Raw genomic sequence first — 25446 nt, 5'->3', positions numbered from 1 at the left:
CCCCCGTGGCGTCGAACCGGCCTGCCCCCGAGGCCCCCACGTTCTCCTACGGCTCCGCCGAAGCACCCGCTTTCGGCGTCGAGCAGGAGAGCTGGGAGGAGTGGAACCCCACCGAGGAGTCCGTCCGCCCCGTCCGCGGCAAGCACCGCGTCGCACGGCAGCGCGGCGGACTCGCCCGCAGCTCCACGGTCCTCGGCGTCGGCGTGATCGCCGCTGTCGGCGCGGGCGGCATCGCCACCGCGCAGGGCGGCAAGCCCGCGGTCCAGATCTCCATGCCCGACCTCTCGGCCGTCAAGGACTCGCTGCCGGAGGCCAAGTCGCTGCCCGGCGTGGGCGCGCTGATATCCGACGACTCCGACACCACCCCGGCCGCCGCGGCCGCCCCGCTCACCACCATGGGCACCGGCAGCGGACAGTCGGACGCCGGCGAGACGCTGCGCGCCCGCATCATGCAGCAGGCCGAGACGCAGCAGGACGCCGCCGACGCCGCCCAGAAGCAGGCCGCCGAAGAGGCCGCCGCGCGGCAGGCCGCCGAGGAAGCCGCCGAGAAGCAGAAGGCCGCCGAGACCAAGGCCGCCGCCGAGAAGAAGGCGGCCGAGGAGGAGGCGCGCAAGAAGGCCGAGGCCGAGCGCCTCGCCAAGCTCGCCAAGAGCTACAAGATCCCTGTCGCCTCCTACACGCTCACCGGCACGTTCGGGCAGCCCGGCGCCATGTGGTCCTCCGGCTACCACACGGGTCTGGACTTCGCCGCTCCCACAGGTACCCCGATCTACGCCATCCACTCCGGCACCATCACCGAGGCCGGCTGGAACACCGCGTACGGCTACCGCACGGTCCTCACCCTCGACGACGGCACCGAGCTGTGGTTCTGCCACCAGTCGTCGATGAACGTCACGGTGGGCCAGAAGGTCACCACCGGCGACGTCATCGGCCGCGTGGGCGCCACCGGCAATGTCACCGGGCCCCACCTGCACCTGGAGGTCCACCCCGGCGGGCAGGCCACCGGCATCGATCCGGCCGCCTGGCTGCGCGGCAAGGGCCTCACCCTCTGACGTCCGCCCCCGATCTCCGGCGGTCCTGGCGGCAACCCCCCGACGTCAGGGCTGCCGGTTCCCCCGTGCCCGGGGGCTGACCTCGGCGTCTACGGAATATCGCATTCTGTCCGGGTGTTGAGCCGACACATGACTTCTCTTCGCAAGCTCGGCTCCTCGGACCTCGAGGTCTTCCCCCTCTCCCTCGGCGGCAACGTCTTCGGCTGGACCGCCGACGAGGCCACCTCGTTCGCGGTGCTCGACGCGTACGTCGCCGGGGGCGGCAACTTCATCGACACCGCGGACTCGTACTCGGCCTGGGTCGACGGCAACGAGGGCGGCGAGTCGGAGACCATCATCGGCAAGTGGCTCGCCTCCCGCGGCCACCGCGACGACCTCGTCGTCGCGACCAAGGTCGCCCGCCACCCCGACTTCAAGGGCCTGCGCGGCGCGAACATCAAGGCCGCCGCCGACGCCTCCCTCAAGCGCCTGGGCACCGACCACATCGACCTGTACTACACGCACTTCGACGACGACGAGACGATCCCCGTCGAGGAGATCATCGGCGCGCTCGACGAGCTGGTGAAGGCGGGCAAGGTGCGCAACATCGCCGCTTCCAACATCTCGCCCGCGCGGCTCCAGGAGTCCCTCGACTTCTCCGACCGCGAGGGCGTCGCCCGCTACGTCGCCATCCAGCCGCACTACAACCTCGTCTCGCGCGACACGTACGAGGGCGCCCGCCAGGACATCGCCTCGCGCGCCGGCCTCGGCGCCGTCCCGTACTACGCGCTCGCGTCGGGCTTCCTGACCGGCAAGTACCGTCCGGGCGCCACCGTCGACAGCGCGCGGGCCGCCGGTGCCGGCCAGCACCTGGAGACCGAGCGCGGCCGCAAGGTGCTCGCCGCCCTCGACGAGGTCGCGCAGGCCCACGGCGCCGAGATCGCCACGGTCGCCCTGGCCTGGCTCGCCGCGCAGCCCACCGTGGCCGCGCCGATCGCCTCGGCCCGCGTCGTGGAGCAGCTCCCCGCGCTGCTCGCGGTCGCGGACCTGGAGCTGACCGACGCCGAGGTCCGGTCGCTGACGGCGGCTTCCGCGTAGGTCGCGGGTCCTCAGTACCGGTACGGGTTGTACGCGGGGCCGTGCGTCAGCGCCGGGCCCGCGTACACCGGCGGCAGCCACACCGGGGCCGCCGCCCGTGACCCGTACGCGAGCGCGGCCCGCGCGTAGCCGCGCCGCTCCCACAGCGCGTCCAGCAACTGCCGTTCCCGTACGACGTAGTCGGCGCCGGCCCGGCCCCTGCGGCCGCGGTGGCGGAGCAGCGCGAGCGTCGTCGCGTACGACTCGTACTCGGCGACCGCCGCGGCCGCCGTCCGGCCGCCGTAGTGCGCGGCGTACTCCCGCGCCAGGCGCCGCGCCTTGAGCGAGCCGAGGGCGAACGGCTCGGGCGGTGCCAGCCAGCCCGCCGCGACGTACGCGGGCAGCTCCTGCCGCACGGCGCGCAGTTCGCGCTGGCGGACGAAGACCGCGAGCCAGGTCAGCAGGCCGAACACCGGCACCATGAAGGCCGCGTACACGGCGAAGAATCCGTACTCGCCGAGCGACGACGAGCCGTTCCAGAAGGCGTGCATGCCCATCGCGGCCAGCAGCCCGCCGAGCGGGAGCAGCAGGCGGCGGGCCCGGCCGCGGTCGGGCGCCATGACGGACGCGATGCCGAAGCCGATACCGGTGAGCACCGTGAACAGCGGGTGCGCGAACGGCGACATGACGATGCGGACGAAGAACGTCGCGGCGGTGACCGAGCTGAGCCCGGGGCCCGTGCCCGTGAGCTGGTCGGTGCCGAAGGCGTTGCCGAGATAGAGGATGTTCTCGGTGAACGCGAAGCCGGTCGCGGTGACGCCGGCGATGACGACCCCGTCGACGATCCCGTGGAAGTCCCGTCTGCGGAAGAGGAAGACGAGCAGCACGGCCGCAGCCTTCGCGGACTCCTCGACGATCGGGGCGATGACGGTCGCGCCGAGGGTGTCGGCGCGGGACGGGTCGGCGGTGGCGGTCTCGATCCACCGGGTCGCGAAGCTGTTGGCGACGATCGCTATCAGGGCGGCCGCGCAGGCGCCCCAGGCGAAGGAGAAGATCACGTTCCGCCAGGGTCCGGGCCGCACCCGGTCCAGCCAGCGGAACGCGGCTATGAGCAGCGGGACGGGCAGCACGGCCAGCCCGAGCCCGACCAGGAACCCTTCGGTGCCGGTCTGTTCGCGTACGAGGGCGAGGATGACGACCCCGGACAGCGCGAGCAGGGTCGCGAGCGCGGTGACCCGCACGCCCTTCCGCTCCCACCACCGCGGATGCGGGACCGCGCCGCCGGGGGCGGGGTCCTGGTGGTGCGGATAGGCGGGGTACGGGTCCACGGATTGACCCTAACGAGGGATGCGGAGCGCCGCGACGGGGCGTCGGAACGCTGCGGCTCAGCGGCGCCTGAACAGCAGGTCGTGCACTACATGCTGCTTGTCCAGACCCTTGCCCTCGAAACGGGTCAGCGGGCGGAAATCGGGGCGGGGCGCGTAGCCGCCGTCGGCGATCGTGTTCGCGTAGTCGGGGTGGGCGGTGAGCACGTCGAGCATCTGCTCGGCGTAGTCCTCCCAGTCCGTCGCGCAGTGCACGAGGGCGCCCGGCTTGAGCGGCCCGGCCACCAGGGAGAGGAACTCCGGCTGGATCAGCCGCCGCTTGACGTGGCGCTTCTTGGGCCAGGGGTCGGGGAAGTAGACGCGCAGCCCGTCGAGGCTGTCATCGGGGAGCATCGCGCGCAGCAGGATGATCGCGTCGCCGTTCGCCACCCGTACGTTGGTGAGGCCGGCCTGGTCCGCGAGGTTCAGGAGGTTGCCCTGGCCCGGCGTGTGCACGTCGACGGCGAGGATGCCGGTCGACGGGTCGTCGGCCGCCATCTGGACCGTGGCCTCGCCCATGCCGAAGCCGATCTCCAGGACGATCCGCTCGACGCCGGAGAACATCCCGGGCAGGTCGAGGACCCGCTGCCCGTCGATGTCCAGGCCCCACTTGGGCCACAGCCGTTGCAGCGCGTCGGCCTGTGCGGTGGTGACCCGGCTGCGGCGCGGCTGGAAACTCCGGATCCGCCGCTCGAAGTGCGACCCGGCGGGATCGGGCTTGGGCCCGTCGGGGAACCGGGGCTCATTGGGGCGGACGGGCACGGGGCCGTGGCCGGCGGCGGGCTCGGCGGCGTGGGCTTGGGCTTCAGACGACTCAGACACAGTGCGCCTGATTTTACGGACTCCGGGAGGGCCGGGCCTCTCCGGTGGCTTCGGTCCGGGGCGGAGCGCCGGAACCGCGCCACGAGGGCCGGGCCGCGTCCCGAGGGCCGGGCCGCGTCCCGAGGGCCGGAACCGCGCCACGAGGGCCGGGCCGCTCCGGCGACTCCGGATCGGGGGCGGTGTCCTGGAACATCGGCGATCGGTCCGGGGGCGGGGCGGGGCGCCGGAGCCTCGGCGATCGGTCCGGGGCGGGGCGGGGCCCTGGAACATCGGCGACGAAGGTCGGGCCTCTCCGGTGGCTTCGGTCCGGGGTGGTGTCCTGGAACTTCGGCGACGAAGGTCGGGTCGCTAGGTGGCTCGGTCCGGGGCGGGGCCGCGGAGCCTCGGCCACGACGGCCTGGCCGCACCGGTGGCTTCGGCCGGGGGCGGAGACCCTGGGCCCCGGGCGCGACGGCCCGCACGTTCACAGCAGGGCCAGGGCCCGTCGCGCGACCTCCCGGCCGATGGGCAAGGACGCCGTGGCCGCCGGAGAGGGCGCGTTCAGCACATGGACCGCGCGCTCCCCCTCCCGGATCAGGAAGTCGTCCACCAGCGTCCCGTCCCGGAGCACCGCCTGCGCCCTGACCCCCGCGTCGGCGCGGACCATGTCCTGCGGATCGACCGCCGGCACCAGCCTGCGCACCGCGTCCGTGAACGCCCGCTTGGAAGCGGAGCGCCTGAGCTCTCCCGCCCCGTACCGCCAGTGCTGCCGCGCTATCCGCCACGACCCCGGCCACGCCAGCGTCCCGGCCAGCTCGCCGGGGCGTACGACACTCCAGCGGTAGCCCTCGCGGGCCAGCGCCGGTACCGCGTTCGGTCCCACGTGGACGCCGCCGTCGATGCCGCGCGTGAGGTGCACGCCGAGAAAGGGGAACGCCGGGTCCGGCACCGGGTACACCAGGCCCCGCACCAGCTCGGGCCGGGCCAGCTCGTAGTACTCGCCCCGGAACGGAACGATCCGCATCTTCGGGTCGTCCCCGGTCAGGCGCGCGACCCGGTCGCACTGCAACCCGGCGCAGTTCACCAGGACCCGGCCCCGGACGATCTCCCCGGCAGCCGTCCGCACGGCCACGCCGAGCCCGGCCCGCCGGTCGATCTGCACCACGTCGGCCCCGTAGCGGATGTCCGCCCCGGACGACTCGGCGAGCCGCTCGGCGACGGCGCGATAGTCCGCGATACCGGTCGTGCCGACATGGATGGCGGCGAGCCCGCGCACCTCGGGCTCGTACTCCTGGATCTGCGCGGGGCCCAGCTCCCGCACCGGAATACCGTTCTCCCTGCCGCGCTGGACGAGGGCGTGCAGGCGCGGCAGCTCGTCGCGCCCGGTGGCGACGATCAGCTTCCCCGTGACCTCGTGCGGCACCCCGTACTCGGCGCAGAACTTGACCATCTCGGCCGCTCCGCGCACCGCGAACCGCGCCTTGAGCGACCCGGGCCGGTAGTAGATCCCGCTGTGGATCACACCGCTGTTGCGCCCGGTCTGGTGCCGGGCGGGCCCGGCCTCCTTCTCCAGGACGACGACCCGCGTCCCCGGCGCGGCCCGCGAGACGGCATAGGCGGTGGAGAGCCCGACGATCCCCCCGCCGACCACCAGCACGTCCCCGTCATACGCAGCCGTCCCCACCAGGCCTCACCTCCACGCCCTGCATCTTGCCCGACGCCACTGACAATCCAACCGGGACGCCCGCATCGCAGTACCTACGCCGGAGCCATCAGCAGGGGCCGCGCCCGCTCGCGCAGCTCCACCACCCGCGGCTCGTCCCCGTACGGCTCCAGGCGGTGCAGCAGGTCCCGTACGTACTCCGTGGTCCGCGCGGACGAGATCCGTCCGGCCACCTCCAGCGCCCGGGTGCCCTGCTCGCAGGCCGCGTCCAGGTTCCCCGACTCCAGCTCGGCGACGGCCGACACCACGAGCCGCAGGCCGTGCGAGCGCACGAACTCCTCCGTCGGCTTCGACAGCGCCTGCTCGGTGAAGCGGCGCACCTGTCGCGGTGCCTTCAGGTCGCGGTAGCACTCGGCCGCGTCCGCCGCGAAGCGGTCGTAGGAGTAGAAGCCGAGCCAGGAGGGGTCGCTGTCGCCGTCCCGTGCCCGCTCCAGCCAGCCCTCGGCGGCCCGCAGCGCCGCACCCGCCGCGTGCGCGTCACCGGCGCGTGCGTGCGCGCGTGCCTCGATGAGCCGGAAGAAGCTCATGGTCCTGGCGGTCGCGAGCCCCCGGTTGCGCTCGATCGCGGCCTGCGCGAGGTCGACGCCCTCGTCCCCGAACCCGCGGTAGGTGGCCTGGAGCGACATGGAGGCGAGCACATAGCCGCCGAGCGGCACGTCGGCCGCGGCCCGCGCCAGCCTGAGCGCCTGGATGTAGTACCGCTGCGCGGCCTCCTGCTGCCCGGTGTCGAACGCCATCCAGCCCGCGAGCCGCGTCAGTTCGGCCGTCGCCCCGAAGAGCGAACGGCCGACGTCGTCCGAGTACGAGCCGAGGAGCAGCGGGGCCGCCTCGACCCGCAGGCACTCCGGCACCATCGACGAACGCCAGTCACCGCCCCCGTACTTGGAGTCCCAGCGCCGTGCGTCCTGGGCGGCCTCGCGCAGCTTCTGCACATCGCTGTGGCCGACCTTCTGGACCTTCTGGGGCGCCTCCTCGGCGCCCTCCACCACATGGTGCGGCTCCCGCGCGACCGACGAGTCGGCCGGCGTTATCAGCCACCGGGAGGCGGGGGTCGCGTAGGCGCTCACCGCGAAGGAACCGGCCAGCGACTGCCAGATCCCGCCGCTGCCCGCCCGGCGCCCGGCGAGGTCGAGCCGGTACAGCTCGGTCGCCGACCGCACCGCGGCCTGGACGTCGCGCGGGAACGCGAGACCCACCTCGGGCGCGGGATCCGCGTCGGCGAGGCCGATCTCGTGCAGCGGCACCGGCCTGCCGAGCTTCTGGCCGATGGCGGCGGCGATCAGGTGCGGGGCAGCGCCCTGCGGCACCATGCCCTTCGACACCCAGCGCGCCACCGACGTCTTGTCGTAGCGAAGTGTCAACCCGCGTTGGGCGCCAAGGTCGTTGACGCGGCGTGCGAGTCCTGCGTTGCTGATTCCCGCGAGGGCGAGAACGGTGCCGAGTTTCTCGTTCGGCCCGCGTTGCTCCCTGGACATGCGCCACCCCTCGACACAGACGGCTGCCGAGCCAGGCAGCTACGCCGGAAGAAGAGCCCGACTCGATCTGGCATAACCGCGCGGCATTCGTACACCCAGCGTAGTTCGCCGCATCCCAAGCGTTAAGGGCGTGGTTCCGGATGGCGGGATTGTTGTCCGTACTGAAGTACGGCGCAGGCCACGCCGTGTGACCGTGTGCTCCGGCCGTGGTGCCGTGCGCCCGTGCGTGCGCTCTTACCCGGACCCCCGGTGAGCGCTTGCATGAGACCTGCGTGGGTCGGCCCGCTGTACTGGATCCAGTGGGCTGGGGGACACCGCCGCCTACATCCCCGCGGGCGGCGGACCGGTCCGGGAGGCGAACTACGCCTCCCGGACTGTGCGTTGCGCGCTGTGGCCGAAGCGGGGTGTCCAGCTCCGGCCATCACGGGCCGATTTGGCCGAATCTCGACCCCGTCGTCCTGCGTCGCGGGGGTAGTGCCACGGTTCAACCACCGCTCAAAAGGGGCGCATTCGGGAGCGCAGAGGCCATTTCGCGCTCCTCACTTGCCCCCTCTTCGACGCCTCCTTCGTGGCAGCATGGGGACCTCCTGGTTGTCCACAGCTTGTGGAGGCGGCGATGCGGTGGTTGGTGGGGTGGAGCAGTACCGCCCCCGGGGCGCTCGCCCTCGGCTCCGCGGGGGCCACCGGCACGGAGGGCGAGACGGTACACCCGGTCGGGTCCCAACTCCTGTGGGGCGACCCGGATCCGCTGTGGGCGGTCGGCGACTGGCGCCCCGACGAAGTACGCATCGTGAAGGCCGACGACCAGACCCGGATCGCGGTGCTCGGCGTGTGCGGCGCCTCCGACGAACAACTGCGCGTGGGCCTGTTCGCCGCGCGCGGCGGCGCCCTGCGCCACCTCACGGCCTGGCCCGGCAGCTACACCGCGGTCGTCCAAGTGGGCCGCCGCGTCATGGTGGTGGGCGATCTGGCGGGCGCGCGGCCGGTGTTCTACACCCCGTGGGCGGGCGGCACGGCGTACGCGACGGCGGCGCTCCCGCTCGCCGACCTCATCGAGGCCCACCTGGACGTCGGCCACCTGGCGGCGCTGCTCGCCGCCCCGGACGTCCCCGAAGCGCTGCACGACTCGACGCCGTACCAGGGCGTGCGCCGCATCCCGCCCGGCCACGCGCTGGTCCTGCGCGCGGGCGCCCGCGAGATCGCCGGCTACGAGGCCGTGGCGTCCCTCGCGGTGGCCGCGCCCTCCGGGGACCCGGAGCGCGCCGTGGACGGCGTCAGGGACGCCCTCGTGGACGCGGTACGGACCCGGCTCGCCGCACCCCGGCACGTACCGGGCACCGACCTGGACCCGGGGCCCGTGCCCGGCATGGGACCGGCCGAGCGCCGCGCGGCCCGCGGCATGCCCGTGCCCGGCATCGGCGCCGACCTCTCCGGCGGCCCGGCCTCCGGCACCCTCGCGCTGCTCGCGGCGGGGCTGCCCGGCATGCCCGGCACGGTCCTCGGCCACGGCACGGGAGCCGGCGAGCGCCTCCTCGCGGTGACCTTCAACGACATCTCGACCGCGACGTCCCACCACGAGGCGGAACTGGAGCGGGCCGGGGCGATCGCGGCCAACCCCCGCCTCCACCACGTGGTGGTGGCGGCGGGCGAGGAGGCCCTGCCCTACGCCGACCTGGAGGGGCCGCTCACCGACGAGCCCAGCTCCGCCCTCGTCACCGCGGCCCGGCACCGCGCCCGCCTCGCCTCCGGCAGCGCCGACCACTTCACCGGCTACGGCGCGCGCCAGGTCCTCGACGCCCATCCGGCGCGCCTGGCCGACCTGTTGATGGACCGGCGGCGCCGCTCGATGCTGCGGCCGGTCGCGGCGCTCACGAAGGCGGACGGTTCGTTCACCGTTCCGGCCCGCGTCTACGGAGCGGCCAGAAAGCTCGCCCGTACGTCCTACAAGGCGGGCCTCGACGGTCTCGCCGACCGCCTGCTGCACCGCCGCTTCGACGAGCCGGGCGGTGCCGTCGGCGCGTCCCTCGCCGCGCTCGCGTGGGCCAGACCCGGGCCCGCCGCGCGCTGGCTGACCGGTGAGGCCCTGGCTGAAGTATCGGTTCGCCTACAGGAGGGGACGACGCGGCCAGGGGCGGCCCGGGGCAGCGGCCCGGAGAGTTCCGGGCCCGCGCCGCCCTCGCCCGGCACGCGTCCGACCTGCGCATCCTCGAACAGGCGGCGGAGGTCCGCTTCCAGCGCCTGCACGCCCCGTTCCTCGACAACCAGGTGGTCCGCGCCTGCCGCGCCCTGCCCGAGTCCCTGCGCGTCCAGCCCGGCGCCCGCGCGGCGATCCTGCGCACCGTCCTGGAAGGCGCCGGCGTCAGCGACCTGCCGCCGGGGTGGGGCGCCCCGTCCCACGCCACCTCCGCGGCGGCGGCCCGCACCGGCCTGCGCGTCTCGGCGGACACCCTCATCGCCCTGTTCGACACCCCGCTGCTGGCCCAGACCGGACTCATCGAGGCCCGCGTCGTGCGCAAGGCCCTGCGCGCCGCCGCCGACGGCGAACCCCTGCCCCTCGACGGCCTCGCGGACCTCGTCGCCCTGGAGCTGTGGCTGCGCCGCCTCCTGTCCCGGCGCGGCACCTGCTGGACCGGCACCCCGGCCCGCGCGCGTGCCGTCCCCACCGGCAGCGTCGTACCGGAGAGGGCCTTGGGGGCGGGCACGTCCTGACCGGACCTGCCTCGGGGCCTGCCTTCGGGGCCTGCCTCCGGGTCCCGCCTCGGGGTCCCGCCTTCGGGTCCCGCCCGAGGGACCGTCCTGGGCGGACCCGCCCCGGGCATCGGCTCCCGCCCGCCGCCACGTCCTGGGCGGACCCACCCGGTGGCCCCGGCCCCCGCCCGAGGGCACATCCGGAGCGGACCCGTCCCCTGGCCCCGCCCGAGGCCCGCTCAAAAGGTCGGGTGTCCCGGGGCCGCCTCGGCGACAATGCCCAGGTGCAGTACACGATCCTGGGAACCACGCAGGCACACGACGACGGCACCCCCGTACCCGTAGGGGGGCCGCGGCTGCGTGCCCTGCTCGCGTCCCTGGCCCTGCACGTCCCGCACGCCGCGCCGACCGACGCCCTCATCGACGACGTCTGGGCGGACGATCCGCCCGCCGACGCCCCGGCCGCCCTCCAGGCCCTCGTCGGGCGGCTGCGCCGGGCGCTCGGCAAGGACGCGATCACCTCGCAGGCGGGCGGCTACCGGCTCGCGGCGACCCGCGACGACATCGACCTGTACGTCTTCGAGCGCCTGGTCAGGGAAGGCACCGCGGCCCTCGGCGCGGACGATCCGGAGACGGCCGCCCGCACCCTGCGCGAAGCCCTCGCCCTGTGGCAGGGCCCGGCCCTCGCCGACCTCCCCGACCACAGCGCGGGCACCCGCCCCGAGGCCCAGCGCCTGGAGGCCACCCGCGCGCGCGTGAGCGCCGACCTGCGGCTGGGCCGCGCCGCCGAACTCGTACCGGAACTGCGGGAACTCACCGCGGCCCACCCGTACGACGAGCCGCTGCACGCCCTGCTCATCCGCGCCCTGCGCGCCGCGGGCCGGGGCGCCGACGCGCTCGCCGCGTACGAGGAGGCCCGCCGCACGCTCGCGGACGGCCTCGGCGCCGACCCCGGACCCGAACTCGTCGCGCTGCACGCGGAGTTGCTGGCCGAGCCCGCCCCGCGAGCCACGCCCGCCCCGCACACCGCATCCGCACCCCGGGCCCCCTCCGGACCTTCCGTCGCACGGCCCCCGGCCAGGACCGGCAACCTGCGCCCCCGCCTGAATTCCTTCGTCGGCCGGGAACCCGAACTCGACGCGATCCGTTCCGACTTGCGAGGAGCACGCCTGGTCACGCTCACGGGCCCGGGTGGCTCCGGCAAGACCCGCCTGGCAGAGGAGGCCGCCTTCCCGGCCGCCGGCGCCTGGCTGGTCGAGCTGGCGCCGCTCGAGGACCCGCGGGCGGTCCCGGGCGCGGTCGTCAGCGCACTGGACCTGCGGGAGACGACTCTGATCACGAGCGAGATGTCCGTATCGCCGCACGACGATCCGACCCGGTTCCTCATCGAGCACTGCGCCCAGCGCACCCTGCTCCTGATCCTTGACAACTGCGAGCATGTGATCGACGCGGCAGCCGAGCTGGCGGAGACCCTCCTCACCCACTGCCCGGGCCTCACGATCCTCGCCACCAGCCGCGAACCCCTCGGCGTACCGGGGGAGTCCGTCCGCCCCGTCGAGCCGCTGCCACCGGACCCGGCCCACCGCCTGTTCACCGAGCGGGCCGCCACGGTCAGCCCCGGCTTCGACCCCAGCCAGGATCCACAGGCCATCGCCGAGATCTGCCGCCGCCTCGACGGCCTGCCGCTCGCCATCGAGCTGGCGGCCGCCCGGCTCCGGCTGCTCACGCCCCGCCAGATCGCGGACCGCCTCGACGACCGCTTCCGCCTGCTGACCAGCGGCAGCCGCACCGTGCTGCCCCGCCAGCAGACCCTGCGCGCGGTCGTCGACTGGTCCTGGGAGCTGCTCGACGAGCGCGAGCGCACCGTGCTGTGCGAGCTCTCCGTCTTCGCGGGCGGCTGGGACCTGGAGGCGGCCGAGACGGTCTGCTCCCCGCAGGGCGCCGCCGACATCGTCGGCTCCCTCGTGGACAAGTCCCTGCTGATCGCCACCCCGGCCGCCCGCGGGGCGTCCGGCATGCGCTACCGGATGCTGGAGACCATCCACGAGTACGCCACCGAGCGCGCCGCCGAGACCCCCGGGCTCCAGCGGGACGCCGAGCGCCGCCACCTCGCGTACGTGCGCGCGCTGGTCGCGGAGGCCGACCCCAAGGTGCGCTCCGCCGAACAGCTCCCGTGGATCCAGCGCCTGGAGACGGAGCTGGACAACATCCGCGCGGCCCTGCACCGCGTCACGTCCTCGCCCGACCTGATCGACGAGGAGACGGCGATCGCCGTGGCGCTGCACATGGGCTGGTTCTGGTGGCTGCGCAACTACCGCCCCGAGGGCTCGGAGTGGGTCGAGGCCGTCATCAAGCTGATGCCGGACCGCACGGCTCCGGACGACCCGGCGGACCCGCTGTACTGGCCCCGGATGAATCTGCGGCTGCTCGCCCTGTTCCTGATCTCCGAGTCGCATCCCCATCAGGCCGTCGCCAGTGACGAGGACCGCGCGTACGTGGACCGTGTGCGCGCCGCCTTCGCGCCCCCCAGCCGCATGGGCGCCCGGTTCCCGGGGATCATCTGGCCCTTCTCGCTCTTCCTCACGGAGAACGTGCGGGACGTGCGCGCGGCGCTGGACTCCGCCGTCGCCAACTGCCGCCGCTACGGCGGCGACTGGGAGGTCGGCGTCACCCTCATGTTCCGTACGCACACGGCGGTCGACGCGCCGGGCAACATGCGGGGGGTGGACGAGGACCTCGCCGAGCTGCGGGACATCAGCCGGCGGGTGGGCGACCGCTGGATGCGGGCGCAGGTACTCAGCGCCGCGGGCGAGGCCGACATGGGGCGCGGCCGCTTCCAGGAGGCGAAGACCGAGTACGAGGAGGCGCTGCGGCTCGCCTACGAGGTGGGGGCGTACGCCGAGACGCCGTTCCTGATGGCGCGCCTCGCCGAGATCGCCTTCCGCGCGGGCGAGCGGGAGGACGCGCAGCGGATCCTCGACGCGGCGAGCGAGGAGGCGGAGCAGTACGGGACCAAGGACAGCGAGGCGTTCGCCGCGCTGCTGCGGGCCCAACTCGCCCTTTCCGACGGGCAGGTGGCCCGCGCGCGCGAGCTGTGCGGGATCTCCCGCAGGGTGGCCCGCGAGGGCACACCGCCGCCGCAGTTCATCGCGGCGCTCACCTTGGTCGACGCGCGGTCCACGGCCGCCGAGTCGGGTCCGCAGGCCGGTCTCGCGCTCCTCGCCGAGGCGCTGGCGGACGAGCTCCTCGACCGCTGTTCGGAGGCGGTCGGCGCGGCCCTGGTGGACGTCGGCGCCGAACTCCTGGCCCGCTGCGGCGACATGGCGCGCGCGGCACGCCTGTTCGCGTTCTCGGAGGTGCTCCGCGGGGGCCGGCCGCGGCCCATGCCGGAGCGCGAGGAGTGCGCCGCCGTCGAGGCCGAGGTGCGGGCCTCCCTCGGTGCCGAGCGGTACCTGTCCGAGTGCGCGGCGGGCGCCGCCCTCACCAGGCCCGAGGTCCTGGCCGAGCTCAGCCGCAGGTGAAGCGGGACTCCGCCCAGTCGGCGAGGGCCACCGAGCCGAACGGGGTGTGGGGTTCGACCACGAGCCTGATCGTCTTCGCCCCCGCCAGGTTCACGTGCACCGGCACCGCCGGGTCGTGGCCGTGGACCACCGGCGACTGCCAGGCCCGCGCTCCGTCGACGTAGACGGAGAACCGGACGGCGCCCAGGCCCAGCGTCATGTCGTCGACGCCGGCGACCGCGTCGTACGCCGTGCAGCCGCGGTTCAGGTCGATGGTGACCGAGGACTGCGCGTGCACCGAGACCCCGTTCGCGTACTGCTTGTTGCCGATCGACAGGCCGTAGCGCTGCCACACCCAGCTGCTCTCGCCGAGCCGCATCTCGGGCTTGGTGCCGTCGCCGAGTGCGCCGTACGCCAGCTGGTTCCACTGGTAGACGGCCGGGGGCGCCGGCGGGGGAGTCGGCTTCGGGGTCGGCGTCGGGGTGGGCTTCGGCTTCGGTTTCGGCTTGGGGGGCGTCGGCTTGGGGTGGGCTTGGGCTTCGGCGTGGGGGTGGGCGTCGGCTTCGGGGTCGGCGTCGGGGTGGGCTCCGGCGCCGGGGCTCGGGCCGCTGCTTCGCGGGCTCCGGCGACGGCTTCTGCGGCACGATCGGCTGCGAGACCGGCGGCTTCTCCTGCTTCGCCTCCGGCTCGGCCTTCTTCGGCTCGGCGCCGGTGAGCGCGATCGCCAGCGCCGCGGCGGTCGCGGCCGCCACCACACCGGCCGCGATCCCGGCCTTCGCGGGCGCGCCGAGCCCTCGGAGGCGGCGGCGCCACCGGCCGCACCGCCCGACGAGCCACCCGACGCCGCGGCCGCACCCGCGGCCCCCGCGCCCGCCGCACCCGCGGCGCCACCGCCGATGAGGGCGGCGGCCTTCGCGTACCCGGCGGCACCGAACCAGCCGATGACCGCGATCGGCACGACACCGGGGATGCCGCTGGCGACTTCCTTGATCTGCCCGGCCGCGAGGCGGCACTTGGCGCACTCCTCCAGGTGCTTGCGCAGGCCGCGCTCGGCCCGGGTGCGCAGGCTGCCGCGGGCGTACGCGCCGAGCCGGTCCGCGTACCGGGAGCACTCCTCGGACTCGGTCAGCGTGGCCGAGACGTGCGCCTGGAGGTAGGCCTCCTTGAGGCCCTCGCGGGCGCGCTTGGCGAGCACCCGGGTGCCGTTGGCGTCGAGGCCGAAGAGCGTGGCGACGTCACTGGGCGACTCGTCCTCGACCTCGGTGTGCCACAGCACGGCCTGCCAGCGCTCGGGCAGTGAGCGGAAGGCCTGCATGGCCATCGACTGCTCGGCCTCGTGCATGGCGAGGACGTCGGCGCCGAGGTCGAGGGTGTCGTCGTCGGACACCTCGTTCGTCCGGGAGGCCTGCGCGGCGAACACCGCGAAGTCATCTACCAGATGTTCCCTTTTGGCCGACTTCGTCCACCCCGCGGCGACGCGTCGCACGGTGGTCAGCAGATAGGCGCGCACGGCGTGCTCGGGCCCGCTGCCGCCGCGCACGGCCTGGAGCATGCGGGCGAAGACCTCGGCGGTCAGGTCGTCGGCGGTGTGCCCGTCCCGGCAGCAGGTGCGGGCGTAGCGGCGTACGGCGGCGGCGTGCCTGCGGTACAGCTCCTCGTACGCGGTGTCGTCGCCCCCACGCATCCGCCCGATCAAGTCGGCGTCGGAGGAGGGAGGTTCACCCGGTCCGCTCTCGCGCTGCGCCGGGACGGACGCCTCGGCCCCGGTCCCGGCCCGTGCCGCGCCCGACGCCCGCCCGGGGCCGCCCTGGCTCGGCACCTGCTGGACCACGGGTTCCCCGGCGCTCTCCCCCTCACCGTCCGACCGCTGCTCGTCCCGCCCGTCAACGCTCATCGCGGAAAGCCCCCGACCCCACACTCTGACCCGACCACCGGGAAAGAGTGCCACACGGGCCGAGTGCGGAGCGGGTCCCTGCACGGCAACCACTCATCCGTGGAGACTTCCCGGACCTGAGCACTACGGCTCACCCGTACGGGGAAGGATCAACGAACTGTCCGTGTAAGGGAGTTGACCGCGAGCGGCGCGATCCTGCCGCCCGCGGTCACCTCACCCGACGTGCTATGCGGGCCGCGAGCGCAGCCCTTCCAGAAGGATGTCCAGCAGCCGCGAGGACGCCGCCTGCTGCTGCGCCGCGTCCGGCAGCGAGGGCGCCGCCGTCGCGATGACGAGCAGCACGTCCGAGACGGTCACGTCCGACCGCAGTTCGCCGGCCTCGCGCGCCCGGTCCACGAGCCGCCCCACGACCTCGAGCAGCGCCGCCGCCCCCGCGTCGTCCGCGGGCACACCGTCCTGCACCGGCGTCCGCTGCTCCACGAGCCGCAGCTCGGGCCCGTCCGCCGCGGCCCGCTGCTGCGGAACCCTGGTCTCGTCCCGCTCGGCGCCTTCGTCCGCGACGCCCACGCGCAGCACCTGGGGCGGCAGCAGCCGGCCCGCGCCCGAGGCCACCGAGGTCCGCAGGAAGCGCGAGAGCGCCGACCACGGCTCGTCCTCCTGGCCGAGCGCCGTCCGCGCCTGGTCGGTCAGCCGGGAGGTCTCCTCCTCGGCGATCCGTCGCACCAGTACGTCCTTGCTGGGGAAGCGCCGGTAGACCGTGCCCACACCGACGCGGGCGCGACGCGCCACGTCCTCCATGGGTGCCCCGTACCCCAGCTCGCCGAAGACCTCGCGGGCCGCGCGCAGCACGTGTTCGAGATTGCGCTGTGCGTCCACGCGCAGGGGCGTGTTGCGCGAACTGTCGCTCGCACCGCGCCCGTTGGCGCCTCCGGCGACGCCCGAAGGCGCGACGGCAGACGCTGAGGTCCAATGAGAGTCCTGAATGTGCATATGTGTTCCCCCGGTAATGACGTCTCCCCCCGGAGACACTCCCCGTCATTGTCAGCCGGAGCGTGAGGAACAGACAGCGATTTCCGGGTCCGCCTGACGGGCCCGCCAGTGCATCCCCCGACACCCCGACAGCACACGAACATAGTTGAGCGGGAGTCAATTCAGAAGGGGCAGGTTCCGCACAGAGCGCCCCCCGAACGGAGTACCCGCCGTTTCCGCCCCGATTGCACCCCTGTCGTCCACCCCCCGTGCGCCCCCTGACCTGCGGACCTTTCCCAGCCCCCGGTCGGCCGCCGGACCGGTACGAGCCCTTCCGTTCCGTCACACAAATTGTCGGGGCTGTGGACAAACACAAGGGGCCGATGCGTCATGGGAGGGTGAGGGCTGCAAACAAGCGGGGGACGACCCCCGAACCCCCGAGGGGTGCGCGCATTCTCGTTGTCGGCGGCGGCTACGTCGGGATGTACACGGCCCTGCGCCTCCAGAAGAAGCTCAAACACGAGCTCAGGAGCGGCGCGGTGGAGATCGTCGTGATCACCCCCGACCCGTACATGACGTACCAGCCGTTCCTGCCCGAGGCCGCCGCGGGCTCCATCTCGCCGCGCCACGTCGTCGTCCCGCTGCGCCGCGTCCTCGACCAGTGCCACGTCATCGTCGGCGAGGTCGTCGCCGTCGACCACACCAAGCGCAGCGCCACGTACACCACCCTCGCCAGCGACGAGGAGGGCACCGGCCCGGCCGCGCTCCCGTACGACGAACTGGTCCTCGCGCCCGGCTCGATCTCGCGCACCCTCCCGGTCCCCGGACTCGCCGACCACGGCATCGGGTTCAAGACGGTCGAGGAGGCCGTCGGCCTGCGCAACCACGTCATCGAGCAGCTCGACATCGCGTCCTCCACCCGCGACCCGGCGATCCGCGACGCGGCGCTCACCTTCGTCTTCGTGGGCGGCGGGTACGCGGGCGTCGAGGCGCTCGGCGAGCTGGAGGACATGGCCCGGTACGCGGCGAAGTACTACCACAACGTGAAACCCGAGGACCTGAAGTGGATCCTCGTCGAGGCCAGCGACCGGATCCTCCCCGAAGTCGGCCCGGAAATGGGCCGGTACACGATCCGTGAACTGCGCGGCCGCAACATCGACGTACGCCTGGAGACCCGCCTCGAATCCTGCGAGAACCGGGTCGCCGTGCTCAGCGACGGCTCCCGCTTCCCCACGCGTACGGTCGTGTGGACGGCCGGCGTCAAACCGAGTCCGCTGCTCGCCGCCACGGACCTGCCGCTGAACGAACGCGGCCGCCTCAAGTGCACCGCGCAGCTCGCCGTGGACGGCGCCCCGCACGCGTGGGGCGCGGGCGACGCCGCGGCCGTCCCCGACGTCACCGCGCCCGGCAAGGAGTGCGCGCCCAACGCCCAGCACGCCGTGCGCCAGGCCAGGACCCTCGCCGAGAACATCGCGGCCTCCCTGCGCGGGCAGCCGCTCACCGACTACGAGCACGCCTACGTGGGCTCGGTGGCCTCGCTCGGCCTCCACAAAGGCGTCGCACACGTCTACGGACGCAAGGTGAAGGGCTACCCTGCCTGGTTCATGCACCGCGTCTACCACCTCAGCCGGGTGCCCACCGTCAACCGGAAGGCCCGCGTCCTGACCGAATGGACCCTCTCAGGACTGTTCAAGAGGGAGATCGTCTCGCTGGGTTCCCTGGAGCAGCCGCGCGCCGAGTTCGAACTCGCGGCCGGTGCCGTCCCTCCTGAGGACCCTTCCGCACCGCCGTCCGGCAGCCCGAAAGGGTCGCCCTGACCGCTCTGTTGACGCCATCGCGGGCGTCCGGCCCACCGGAACGCGGAACTCCCGCCCACGGACCGGCGTCTGATGTTTGTCAGTACGGTCGGCCAGACTGGTCCACGACCATGGGCGGGCTCTTCGCCCGCCCTCGACCCCACGAGGCTTGTCCCACAGTGAACTTCACGCGCTGGAGCGCCCGGCTCCCCGGAACGCAGCGCCGCGCCGCGGCGCGGGTCGACCACGGCGTACCCCAGCGAGGCGACGGCGCGGTGCCCGCGGCCCGCGCCGAGCAGCTGCCGACCGACGAACTCCCCGAGGACGGCGGCGGTGGCGTCGTCGGCGAGCTGCCCGTCCGCGAGGTCCTCGACCGCATCCCGGCCCTGGTCGCCCTGGTGCACGGCCCGGAGCACCGCGTCGCGTACGTCAACGACGCGTACACCGCGGCCTTCGGCGACCGCCCCACCGGCGAACCGGCCCGCGAGGCCCTGCCCGAACTCGCCGACCTGAGCCTGCTGCCCCTGCTCGACCAGGTGCTGCGCAGCGCGAAGCCGCGCACGGTCAAGTCCCGCAAGGCCGCCGGCGGCCGCTCGTACACGATCACCTGCACTCCGCTGGAGACCGCGGAGGGCCCCGGCGTGCTGATCTTCGCGGCCGACGTCACCGACCACGCGGAGGCCGCCGAGCGGCTGCGGACCAGCGAGCGCGAGCAGCGCGAGACGGCCGTCACCCTCCAGCGTTCCCTGCTGCCCCAGGAGCTGGAGGAGCCCGACGACCTGCGGATCGCCGCCACCTACCAGCCCGGCGGCACCGAGGCCGCGGTCGGCGGCGACTGGTACGACGTCATCACCCTCGGCGGCGGCCGCACGGCCCTGGTCATCGGCGACGTCATGGGCCGCGGTGTCCGCGCGGCGGCCGTCATGGGCCAGCTCCGCACGGCGGTCCGCGCCTACGCCCGCCTCGACCTGCCCCCGCACGAGGTACTGCAACTCCTCGACGGCCTGGCCACGGAGATCGACCCGCAGCAGATCGCCACCTGCGTCTACGCCGTCCACGACCCGAACGAGGGCCGCCTGGTCTACGCGTCCGCGGGCCATCTCCCCATCCTCGTACGCGACGAGAACGGCACGATCCACCGCGCCGAGGAGCCCACGGGCCCGCCGCTCGGCACCGGCGGCTGGCTGCACACCTCGGGCTCGGTGCCGCTCGGCCCCGGCTCGACCGCCGTCATGTACACCGACGGTCTGGTGGAGCGCAGGGACGAGGACATCGACGAGGGCGTGGCCGCGCTCGAACGGGCGCTGGGCGGTGCGACCGGCACGCCCCAGGTCGTCTGCGACCGGCTGATCCGCGCGCTCGGCGTCACCGCGGACCACGACGACGACGTCGCGGTCCTGGTCCTCCAGCACCCGGCCCGCAAGGGCGCGGACGGCGAACTGTTCCGCAACGCGGCGCTCGAACTCCTCGGCGGCGTCGAGGCGGCACCGCGCGCGCGGGCCTTCGCCTCCGGCGTCCTGTCGAGCTGGCGCTTCACCCCGGAACTCCACGACCTGGGCGTCCTCGCCGCGAGCGAGCTCGTCGCCAACTCGCTCCAGCACGGCACCCCACCGATGCGGCTGCGGCTGCGCCGCACGGACCGCCGCCTGATCATCGAGGTGACCGACGGCGACGACCACCTGCCCCGTCGCCGCAGAGCGGACCCGGCGGACGAGACGGGCCGGGGCATCGCCATCGTCGCGACGATCACCTCGAACTGGGGCTCGCGGCGCACGCCGGGCGGCGGCAAGGCGGTGTGGTGCGAGTTCGTCCTCCCGCGCGCCACGGGCTGAGAGGCTTCCGCCCGCCGGGCGGGGGTGCTAGTCAGCTCCTATGACCGACATGAGCGACGCCTCAGCAGGTTTCCACCTCACCGGCAACGCCCCCGAGCGCTACGAGCGGTACGTCGCCCCGATCATGGCGCCGTTCGTCACCGCGCTCGTCGACAGCGCGGGTCTCGCCCCCGGCGACTCCGTCCTCGACCTGGCCTGCGGCACGGGCTTCACCGCCCGGCTCGCCGCGGCCCGGGTCGGCCCGACCGGCCGGGTGCACGGCGCGGACGTCAACGCGGCGATGCTCACGGTCGCCCTCGCGCACCGGCCGCACCTCTACCCCGACATCGAGTTCACCGAGGCTCCCGCCGAGCACCTGCCGTACGACGACGACCTCTTCGACGCGGTCCTGTGCCAGCAGGGCGTGCAGTTCTTCCCCGACCTCGCGACGGCGCTCGGCGAGGCGGCCCGGGTCACGCGCCCCGGCGGCCGGTTCGCCGCCACGACCTGGACGCATCCGGACCGTTCCCCCTACTTCACCGCACAGCACGAGGCCGTCGACCGGTACGCGGGTCCGGACGCCGCGACCGACTTCACCGCGGCGTTCCGCTGCACCGGCGACGTCGTCGCCGAGGCGCTGCACAAGGCGGGCTTCCACGACGCGACGTCCCGCGTCCTCACGCTCGACGTGACGCTGCCCCCGCTCGCCGGCTTCGCGGCGGGCCATCTGTCGGCGCTGCCGTGGGGCCGCAGGATCGCCGAGGCGCACGGGGAGCAGGCGCTGAAGGAGACCGGCCGTGTCCTCGCCGCCCGCTTCGCGGACCGCACGTCCCCCGACGGCACGGTGACGCTCCCCTTCACGGCGACGCTGACGACCGCGACCCGCTGACCCGCGCTCACGCCTCCGCTGCGGCCGGCTCCGGCACGCTCTGCGCCACGACCCGGCTCCCCGCCAGCGACGGCTGGTTCTGTACGGGGGTCAGCCGCTTCCCGAGCCGCAGCGCGAGGACCGTGATCCCCAGCGAGAACAGCACGAACGTCACGATGTACGGGCCGTGCAGCGCGGCCCCCATCGGCCCGCCCACGGCCGGACCGACGGCCAGCGCGAGCTGCTTGACCAGCGCGAAGGCCGAGTTGTACGAGCCGACCATTCCGGCCGGCGCGAGATCGGCGACCAGCGGCGCCACGGTCGGCGACAGCATCGCCTCACCGAGCCCGAACAGCGCGTACGTGGAGATGAACGCGGCGGTGGCCATGGCCTGGCTGCCGCCCCCGAGCCCCGCGTACCCCGCCGCGATCCAGGCGACGGCCCAGATCAGCCCGACGGAGGCGATGACCCGCGACCGCTTCCTGCGCTCGACGAACTTGAGCACGGCGAACTGCGCGACGACGATCATGGCCGTGTTGGCGGCCAGCGCGATGCCCAGCGTGGACGGGGAGATCCCGGCCGCCTCGACACCGTAGGCACTCAGCCCCGACTCGAACTGCCCGTAGCAGGCGAAGAACAGGACGAAGCCGAGCACGCACAGCTGCACCATCGCCCGGTGCCCGAGCAGCGTCCGCAGCCCGCCCCCGCCCTGCCCCTTCGGCACCGCGTCACCGATGCCGGGCGCGTGCGGGATCCGTACGGTCAGGACGACACCGGCGAGCACCAGGAACATCACGGCCTCGATGCCGAAGAGCAGCAGGAAGCTGTCCGGGCGGCTCTCGTCCACGATCTGGCCGCCGATGAGGCCGCCGATACCGAGACCCAGGTTCTGGAGGAAGAACTGCATGGCGAAGGAGCGCGTCCGTGTCTCCGGCGCCGAGCACCACACGATCATCGTCGCGAGCGCGGGCTGGAGCACGGCGGTACCCGCACCCAGCACGGCGGCCGCGGCGATCGCGGTCGCCTCACTGTTCGCGAGCCCCAGGCTCAGCGCACCGACGGACGCCACGACGGACGCCGCCACCAGTACGGGCAGCGGTCCGCGCCGGTCGATCGCGCGACCGGTGAAGGGCAGGACGATGAGGGCGGCCATGGCGAACGCGGCCAGCACGATGCCGGCCGCCCCGGCCCCCAGCTCCCTGACCTCCGCCACATACACGTAGAGGAACGGAACCGTGAAGCCGATGCCGAACGCGCTCAGCGCGCTGCCCACCTGGATCCGGCGCATCGCCGCGCCCATCGCCCTGGTCACTTTCACCTGCCCTTTCGAGTGTGCCGCCGTCAGGCGTTAGACCTGAAGACTTCGAAGCTAAAGTTCGATGCTAAACAGTACACAGAGAAGGACTTCAACGCCAACCACATGCGTGCCATACTTCCCGCCATGGCGGACACCCCCGGCGGGCCGACAGCCGAGCCGACCCTCGAAGAGCAGATCGCCGCGTACCAGCGCGAGTTCCAGGACCTCGACCCCCAGGTCGAGCAGATCGTCTCGGCGCTCGGCAGACTCAACCGCCGCATGAACGTGGCGTACGGCCGGCAGACCTCGGAGATCGGCATCAGCAACGCCGAGTGGGAGGTCCTCAAGGCCCTGGTCCTCTCGGGCGCCCCCTATCGGATGGGCCCCGGCGACCTTGCCAAGCGGCTCGGCCTCACCCCCGCCGCGATGACCCACCGCATCGACCGCATGGTCCAGGAGGGCCTGGTCACGCGGGACCGCGACGAGAGCAACCGCGTCCGCGTCATCGTCGAGCTCACCGCCGAGGGCCGCGAGAAGTGGCTGGCCGCGATGCGCCTGGCCTCGGTCTTCGAGGAGGACCTCCTCCAGGACCTCACCCCCGCGGAGCGCGGCGCACTCGGCGAGGTCCTCACCCGCCTGCTGCGCCGCGTGGAGGACGCCCAGCCGGACGCCGGCGGCCGCCTCAACGACCTCGACTGAGGCTCCCAGAGATTCATGGAGGCGGGGGTTGACACGCCCCCGCCCGATGCGTAAGGTTCTTCGGGTTGCCGCAGAGCCGTAACGGTTCTCCGACAACACCTTCCGCCGCTGATGCGGCACCCAAAACACCAGCACGATCTCCTTCCGGGATTGTTTTCGGCATGCCCGAATTCGATTTCGACCCCGATTAGGTACGGGGGCGGGAATCCGCTAATGTTCTGGACGTCGGAACGGCCCAACAGCCGCAAAGACAAACCCGGTTGACTGGGAATCAGGCCCGAAAGGATCTGATAGAGTCGACACCGCAGGAAGGCCGAAAGGCCGGAAAGCGAAAAGCAGGACCAGCAAGACCCCGAGGAAATCGGATCGGAAAGATCTGATAGAGTCGGAAACGCAAGACAGCAAGACCGAAGGGAAGCGCCCGGAGGAAAGCCCGAGAGGGTGAGTACAAAGGAAGCGTCCGTTCCTTGAGAACTCAACAGCGTGCCAAAAATCAACGCCAGATATGTTGATACCCCGTCTCCGGCCCTTTCGGGTCGAAGATGAGGTTCCTTTGAAAAAGTCCTGTCGGCCTCTAGTGGGTTGGCAGGCGCACAGCGAGGACGCTGTGAACGACCGGGATTATTCCTCCTGGTTGTTCCGCTCTCGTGGTGTCACCCCGATTACGGGGAAACATTCACGGAGAGTTTGATCCTGGCTCAGGACGAACGCTGGCGGCGTGCTTAACACATGCAAGTCGAACGATGAAGCCCTTCGGGGTGGATTAGTGGCGAACGGGTGAGTAACACGTGGGCAATCTGCCCTTCACTCTGGGACAAGCCCTGGAAACGGGGTCTAATACCGGATACCACCTCTCCTCGCATGGGGGAGGTTGAAAGCTCCGGCGGTGAAGGATGAGCCCGCGGCCTATCAGCTTGTTGGTGAGGTAGTGGCTCACCAAGGCGACGACGGGTAGCCGGCCTGAGAGGGCGACCGGCCACACTGGGACTGAGACACGGCCCAGACTCCTACGGGAGGCAGCAGTGGGGAATATTGCACAATGGGCGAAAGCCTGATGCAGCGACGCCGCGTGAGGGATGACGGCCTTCGGGTTGTAAACCTCTTTCAGCAGGGAAGAAGCGAAAGTGACGGTACCTGCAGAAGAAGCGCCGGCTAACTACGTGCCAGCAGCCGCGGTAATACGTAGGGCGCAAGCGTTGTCCGGAATTATTGGGCGTAAAGAGCTCGTAGGCGGCTTGTCACGTCGGTTGTGAAAGCCCGGGGCTTAACCCCGGGTCTGCAGTCGATACGGGCAGGCTAGAGTGTGGTAGGGGAGATCGGAATTCCTGGTGTAGCGGTGAAATGCGCAGATATCAGGAGGAACACCGGTGGCGAAGGCGGATCTCTGGGCCATTACTGACGCTGAGGAGCGAAAGCGTGGGGAGCGAACAGGATTAGATACCCTGGTAGTCCACGCCGTAAACGGTGGGAACTAGGTGTTGGCGACATTCCACGTCGTCGGTGCCGCAGCTAACGCATTAAGTTCCCCGCCTGGGGAGTACGGCCGCAAGGCTAAAACTCAAAGGAATTGACGGGGGCCCGCACAAGCAGCGGAGCATGTGGCTTAATTCGACGCAACGCGAAGAACCTTACCAAGGCTTGACATACACCGGAAAGCATTAGAGATAGTGCCCCCCTTGTGGTCGGTGTACAGGTGGTGCATGGCTGTCGTCAGCTCGTGTCGTGAGATGTTGGGTTAAGTCCCGCAACGAGCGCAACCCTTGTTCTGTGTTGCCAGCATGCCCTTCGGGGTGATGGGGACTCACAGGAGACCGCCGGGGTCAACTCGGAGGAAGGTGGGGACGACGTCAAGTCATCATGCCCCTTATGTCTTGGGCTGCACACGTGCTACAATGGCCGATACAATGAGCTGCGATACCGCAAGGTGGAGCGAATCTCAAAAAGTCGGTCTCAGTTCGGATTGGGGTCTGCAACTCGACCCCATGAAGTTGGAGTTGCTAGTAATCGCAGATCAGCATTGCTGCGGTGAATACGTTCCCGGGCCTTGTACACACCGCCCGTCACGTCACGAAAGTCGGTAACACCCGAAGCCGGTGGCCCAACCCCTTGTGGGAGGGAGCTGTCGAAGGTGGGACTGGCGATTGGGACGAAGTCGTAACAAGGTAGCCGTACCGGAAGGTGCGGCTGGATCACCTCCTTTCTAAGGAGCACTTCTTACCGAGTTCGCTCGGTCAGAGGCCACTACGTCGGCAAACGTTCGACGGTGGTTGCTCATGGGTGGAACGTTGATTATTCGGCACACTTGACCTGCTCTGGTCGTAAGTACTGCTTCGGCGTGGAAAGCGAAAAGATCAGGCGAGGGTGTCGGGCACGCTGTTGGGTGTCTGAAGGTACGGCCGTGTGGTCGCCTTCAGTGCCGGCCCCAGTGCACTCGAACCGGTTGGTTCGGGGTG

13 protein-coding genes, 1 rRNA gene and 2 pseudogenes are annotated in these 25446 nt (G+C 72.3%); 9 read left to right on the top strand and 7 right to left on the bottom strand.

Annotation, left to right across the window (positions count from 1 at the left end):
- Positions 1 to 5 precede the first annotated feature (5 nt).
- Together V2W30_RS18870 and V2W30_RS18865 are read left to right on the top strand one after the other, a co-directional pair.
- Complete coding sequence (locus V2W30_RS18870; RefSeq protein WP_338698080.1) at positions 6 to 1052, top strand: M23 family metallopeptidase; 1047 nt, start codon at positions 6 to 8, stop codon at positions 1050 to 1052.
- Between the two features lie 129 nt (positions 1053 to 1181).
- Entirely contained in the window at positions 1182 to 2129 is a 948-nt protein-coding gene (locus V2W30_RS18865; protein ID WP_338698079.1) for an aldo/keto reductase, read from the top strand.
- A gap of 11 nt (positions 2130 to 2140) precedes the next feature.
- Here the strand turns inward: V2W30_RS18865 and V2W30_RS18860 are convergent, their stop codons facing one another.
- The 4 genes from V2W30_RS18860 to V2W30_RS18845 form a co-directional block, all read right to left on the bottom strand.
- Entirely contained in the window at positions 2141 to 3436 is a 1296-nt protein-coding gene (locus tag V2W30_RS18860) for a PrsW family intramembrane metalloprotease (protein WP_338698077.1), read from the bottom strand.
- A 57-nt stretch (positions 3437 to 3493) separates the two neighbouring features.
- Positions 3494 to 4234 carry a tRNA (guanosine(46)-N7)-methyltransferase TrmB gene (gene trmB / locus V2W30_RS18855; protein ID WP_338703680.1) on the bottom strand — a complete coding sequence of 247 codons (741 nt, stop codon included), beginning with the start codon at positions 4232 to 4234 and terminating at the stop codon, positions 3494 to 3496.
- 523 nt (positions 4235 to 4757) lie between these two features.
- Positions 4758 to 5957: an L-2-hydroxyglutarate oxidase gene (lhgO, locus tag V2W30_RS18850; RefSeq protein WP_338698076.1), complete on the bottom strand. Its 1200-nt coding sequence runs from the start codon at positions 5955 to 5957 to the stop codon at positions 4758 to 4760.
- A 74-nt stretch (positions 5958 to 6031) separates the two neighbouring features.
- Positions 6032 to 7471, bottom strand: a complete 1440-nt coding sequence (locus V2W30_RS18845) for an MFS transporter (RefSeq protein WP_338698074.1) — start codon at positions 7469 to 7471, stop codon at positions 6032 to 6034.
- A gap of 616 nt (positions 7472 to 8087) precedes the next feature.
- Here V2W30_RS18845 and V2W30_RS18840 point away from each other — a divergent pair.
- Both V2W30_RS18840 and V2W30_RS18835 read left to right on the top strand, forming a co-directional pair.
- Positions 8088 to 10180, top strand: a pseudogene (locus tag V2W30_RS18840) (asparagine synthase-related protein).
- Positions 10181 to 10443: 263 nt separating this feature from the next.
- Positions 10444 to 13680 (top strand): ATP-binding protein, encoded by a 3237-nt coding sequence (locus V2W30_RS18835; protein WP_338698073.1) that lies wholly within the window; start codon positions 10444 to 10446, stop codon positions 13678 to 13680.
- Here V2W30_RS18835 and V2W30_RS18830 read toward each other — a convergent pair.
- Positions 13667 to 15553 (bottom strand): annotated as a pseudogene (locus V2W30_RS18830) (sigma-70 family RNA polymerase sigma factor). The gene V2W30_RS18835 and the pseudogene V2W30_RS18830 overlap by 14 nt on opposite strands.
- A gap of 225 nt (positions 15554 to 15778) precedes the next feature.
- Entirely contained in the window at positions 15779 to 16543 is a 765-nt protein-coding gene (locus V2W30_RS18825; protein WP_338698072.1) for a helix-turn-helix domain-containing protein, read from the bottom strand.
- Positions 16544 to 16905: 362 nt separating this feature from the next.
- Here V2W30_RS18825 and V2W30_RS18820 point away from each other — a divergent pair, with 362 nt between their 5' ends.
- The 3 genes from V2W30_RS18820 to V2W30_RS18810 all read left to right on the top strand — a co-directional run bounded on the left by V2W30_RS18820 (position 16906) and on the right by V2W30_RS18810 (position 21018).
- On the top strand, positions 16906 to 18339 hold the full coding sequence (locus tag V2W30_RS18820; protein ID WP_338698070.1) for an NAD(P)/FAD-dependent oxidoreductase: 1434 nt from the start codon (positions 16906 to 16908) through the stop codon (positions 18337 to 18339).
- Positions 18340 to 18497: 158 nt separating this feature from the next.
- The gene (locus V2W30_RS18815; protein ID WP_338698068.1) at positions 18498 to 20150 is read left to right on the top strand and encodes an ATP-binding SpoIIE family protein phosphatase; all 1653 of its coding nucleotides are present in this window, start codon (positions 18498 to 18500) and stop codon (positions 20148 to 20150) included.
- A gap of 49 nt (positions 20151 to 20199) precedes the next feature.
- Positions 20200 to 21018, top strand: a complete 819-nt coding sequence (locus V2W30_RS18810; protein ID WP_338698066.1) for a class I SAM-dependent methyltransferase — start codon at positions 20200 to 20202, stop codon at positions 21016 to 21018.
- Between the two features lie 7 nt (positions 21019 to 21025).
- Here the strand turns inward: V2W30_RS18810 and V2W30_RS18805 are convergent, their stop codons facing one another.
- Complete coding sequence (locus V2W30_RS18805; protein ID WP_338703679.1) at positions 21026 to 22297, bottom strand: MFS transporter; 1272 nt, start codon at positions 22295 to 22297, stop codon at positions 21026 to 21028.
- A gap of 141 nt (positions 22298 to 22438) precedes the next feature.
- Between V2W30_RS18805 and V2W30_RS18800 the strand changes: the two genes are divergently transcribed.
- Both V2W30_RS18800 and V2W30_RS18795 read left to right on the top strand, forming a co-directional pair.
- Positions 22439 to 22993: a MarR family transcriptional regulator gene (locus V2W30_RS18800; protein WP_338698064.1), complete on the top strand. Its 555-nt coding sequence runs from the start codon at positions 22439 to 22441 to the stop codon at positions 22991 to 22993.
- A 675-nt stretch (positions 22994 to 23668) separates the two neighbouring features.
- Positions 23669 to 25193: ribosomal RNA gene (locus V2W30_RS18795) — 16S ribosomal RNA — on the top strand.
- Positions 25194 to 25446 lie beyond the last annotated feature (253 nt).

This window comes from Streptomyces sp. Q6 (assembly GCF_036967205.1).
Lineage (GTDB): Bacteria > Actinomycetota > Actinomycetes > Streptomycetales > Streptomycetaceae > Streptomyces > Streptomyces citrinus.
Note: the sequence above shows the minus strand (reverse complement) of the source record. Positions and strands in the feature narration are given on the sequence as shown.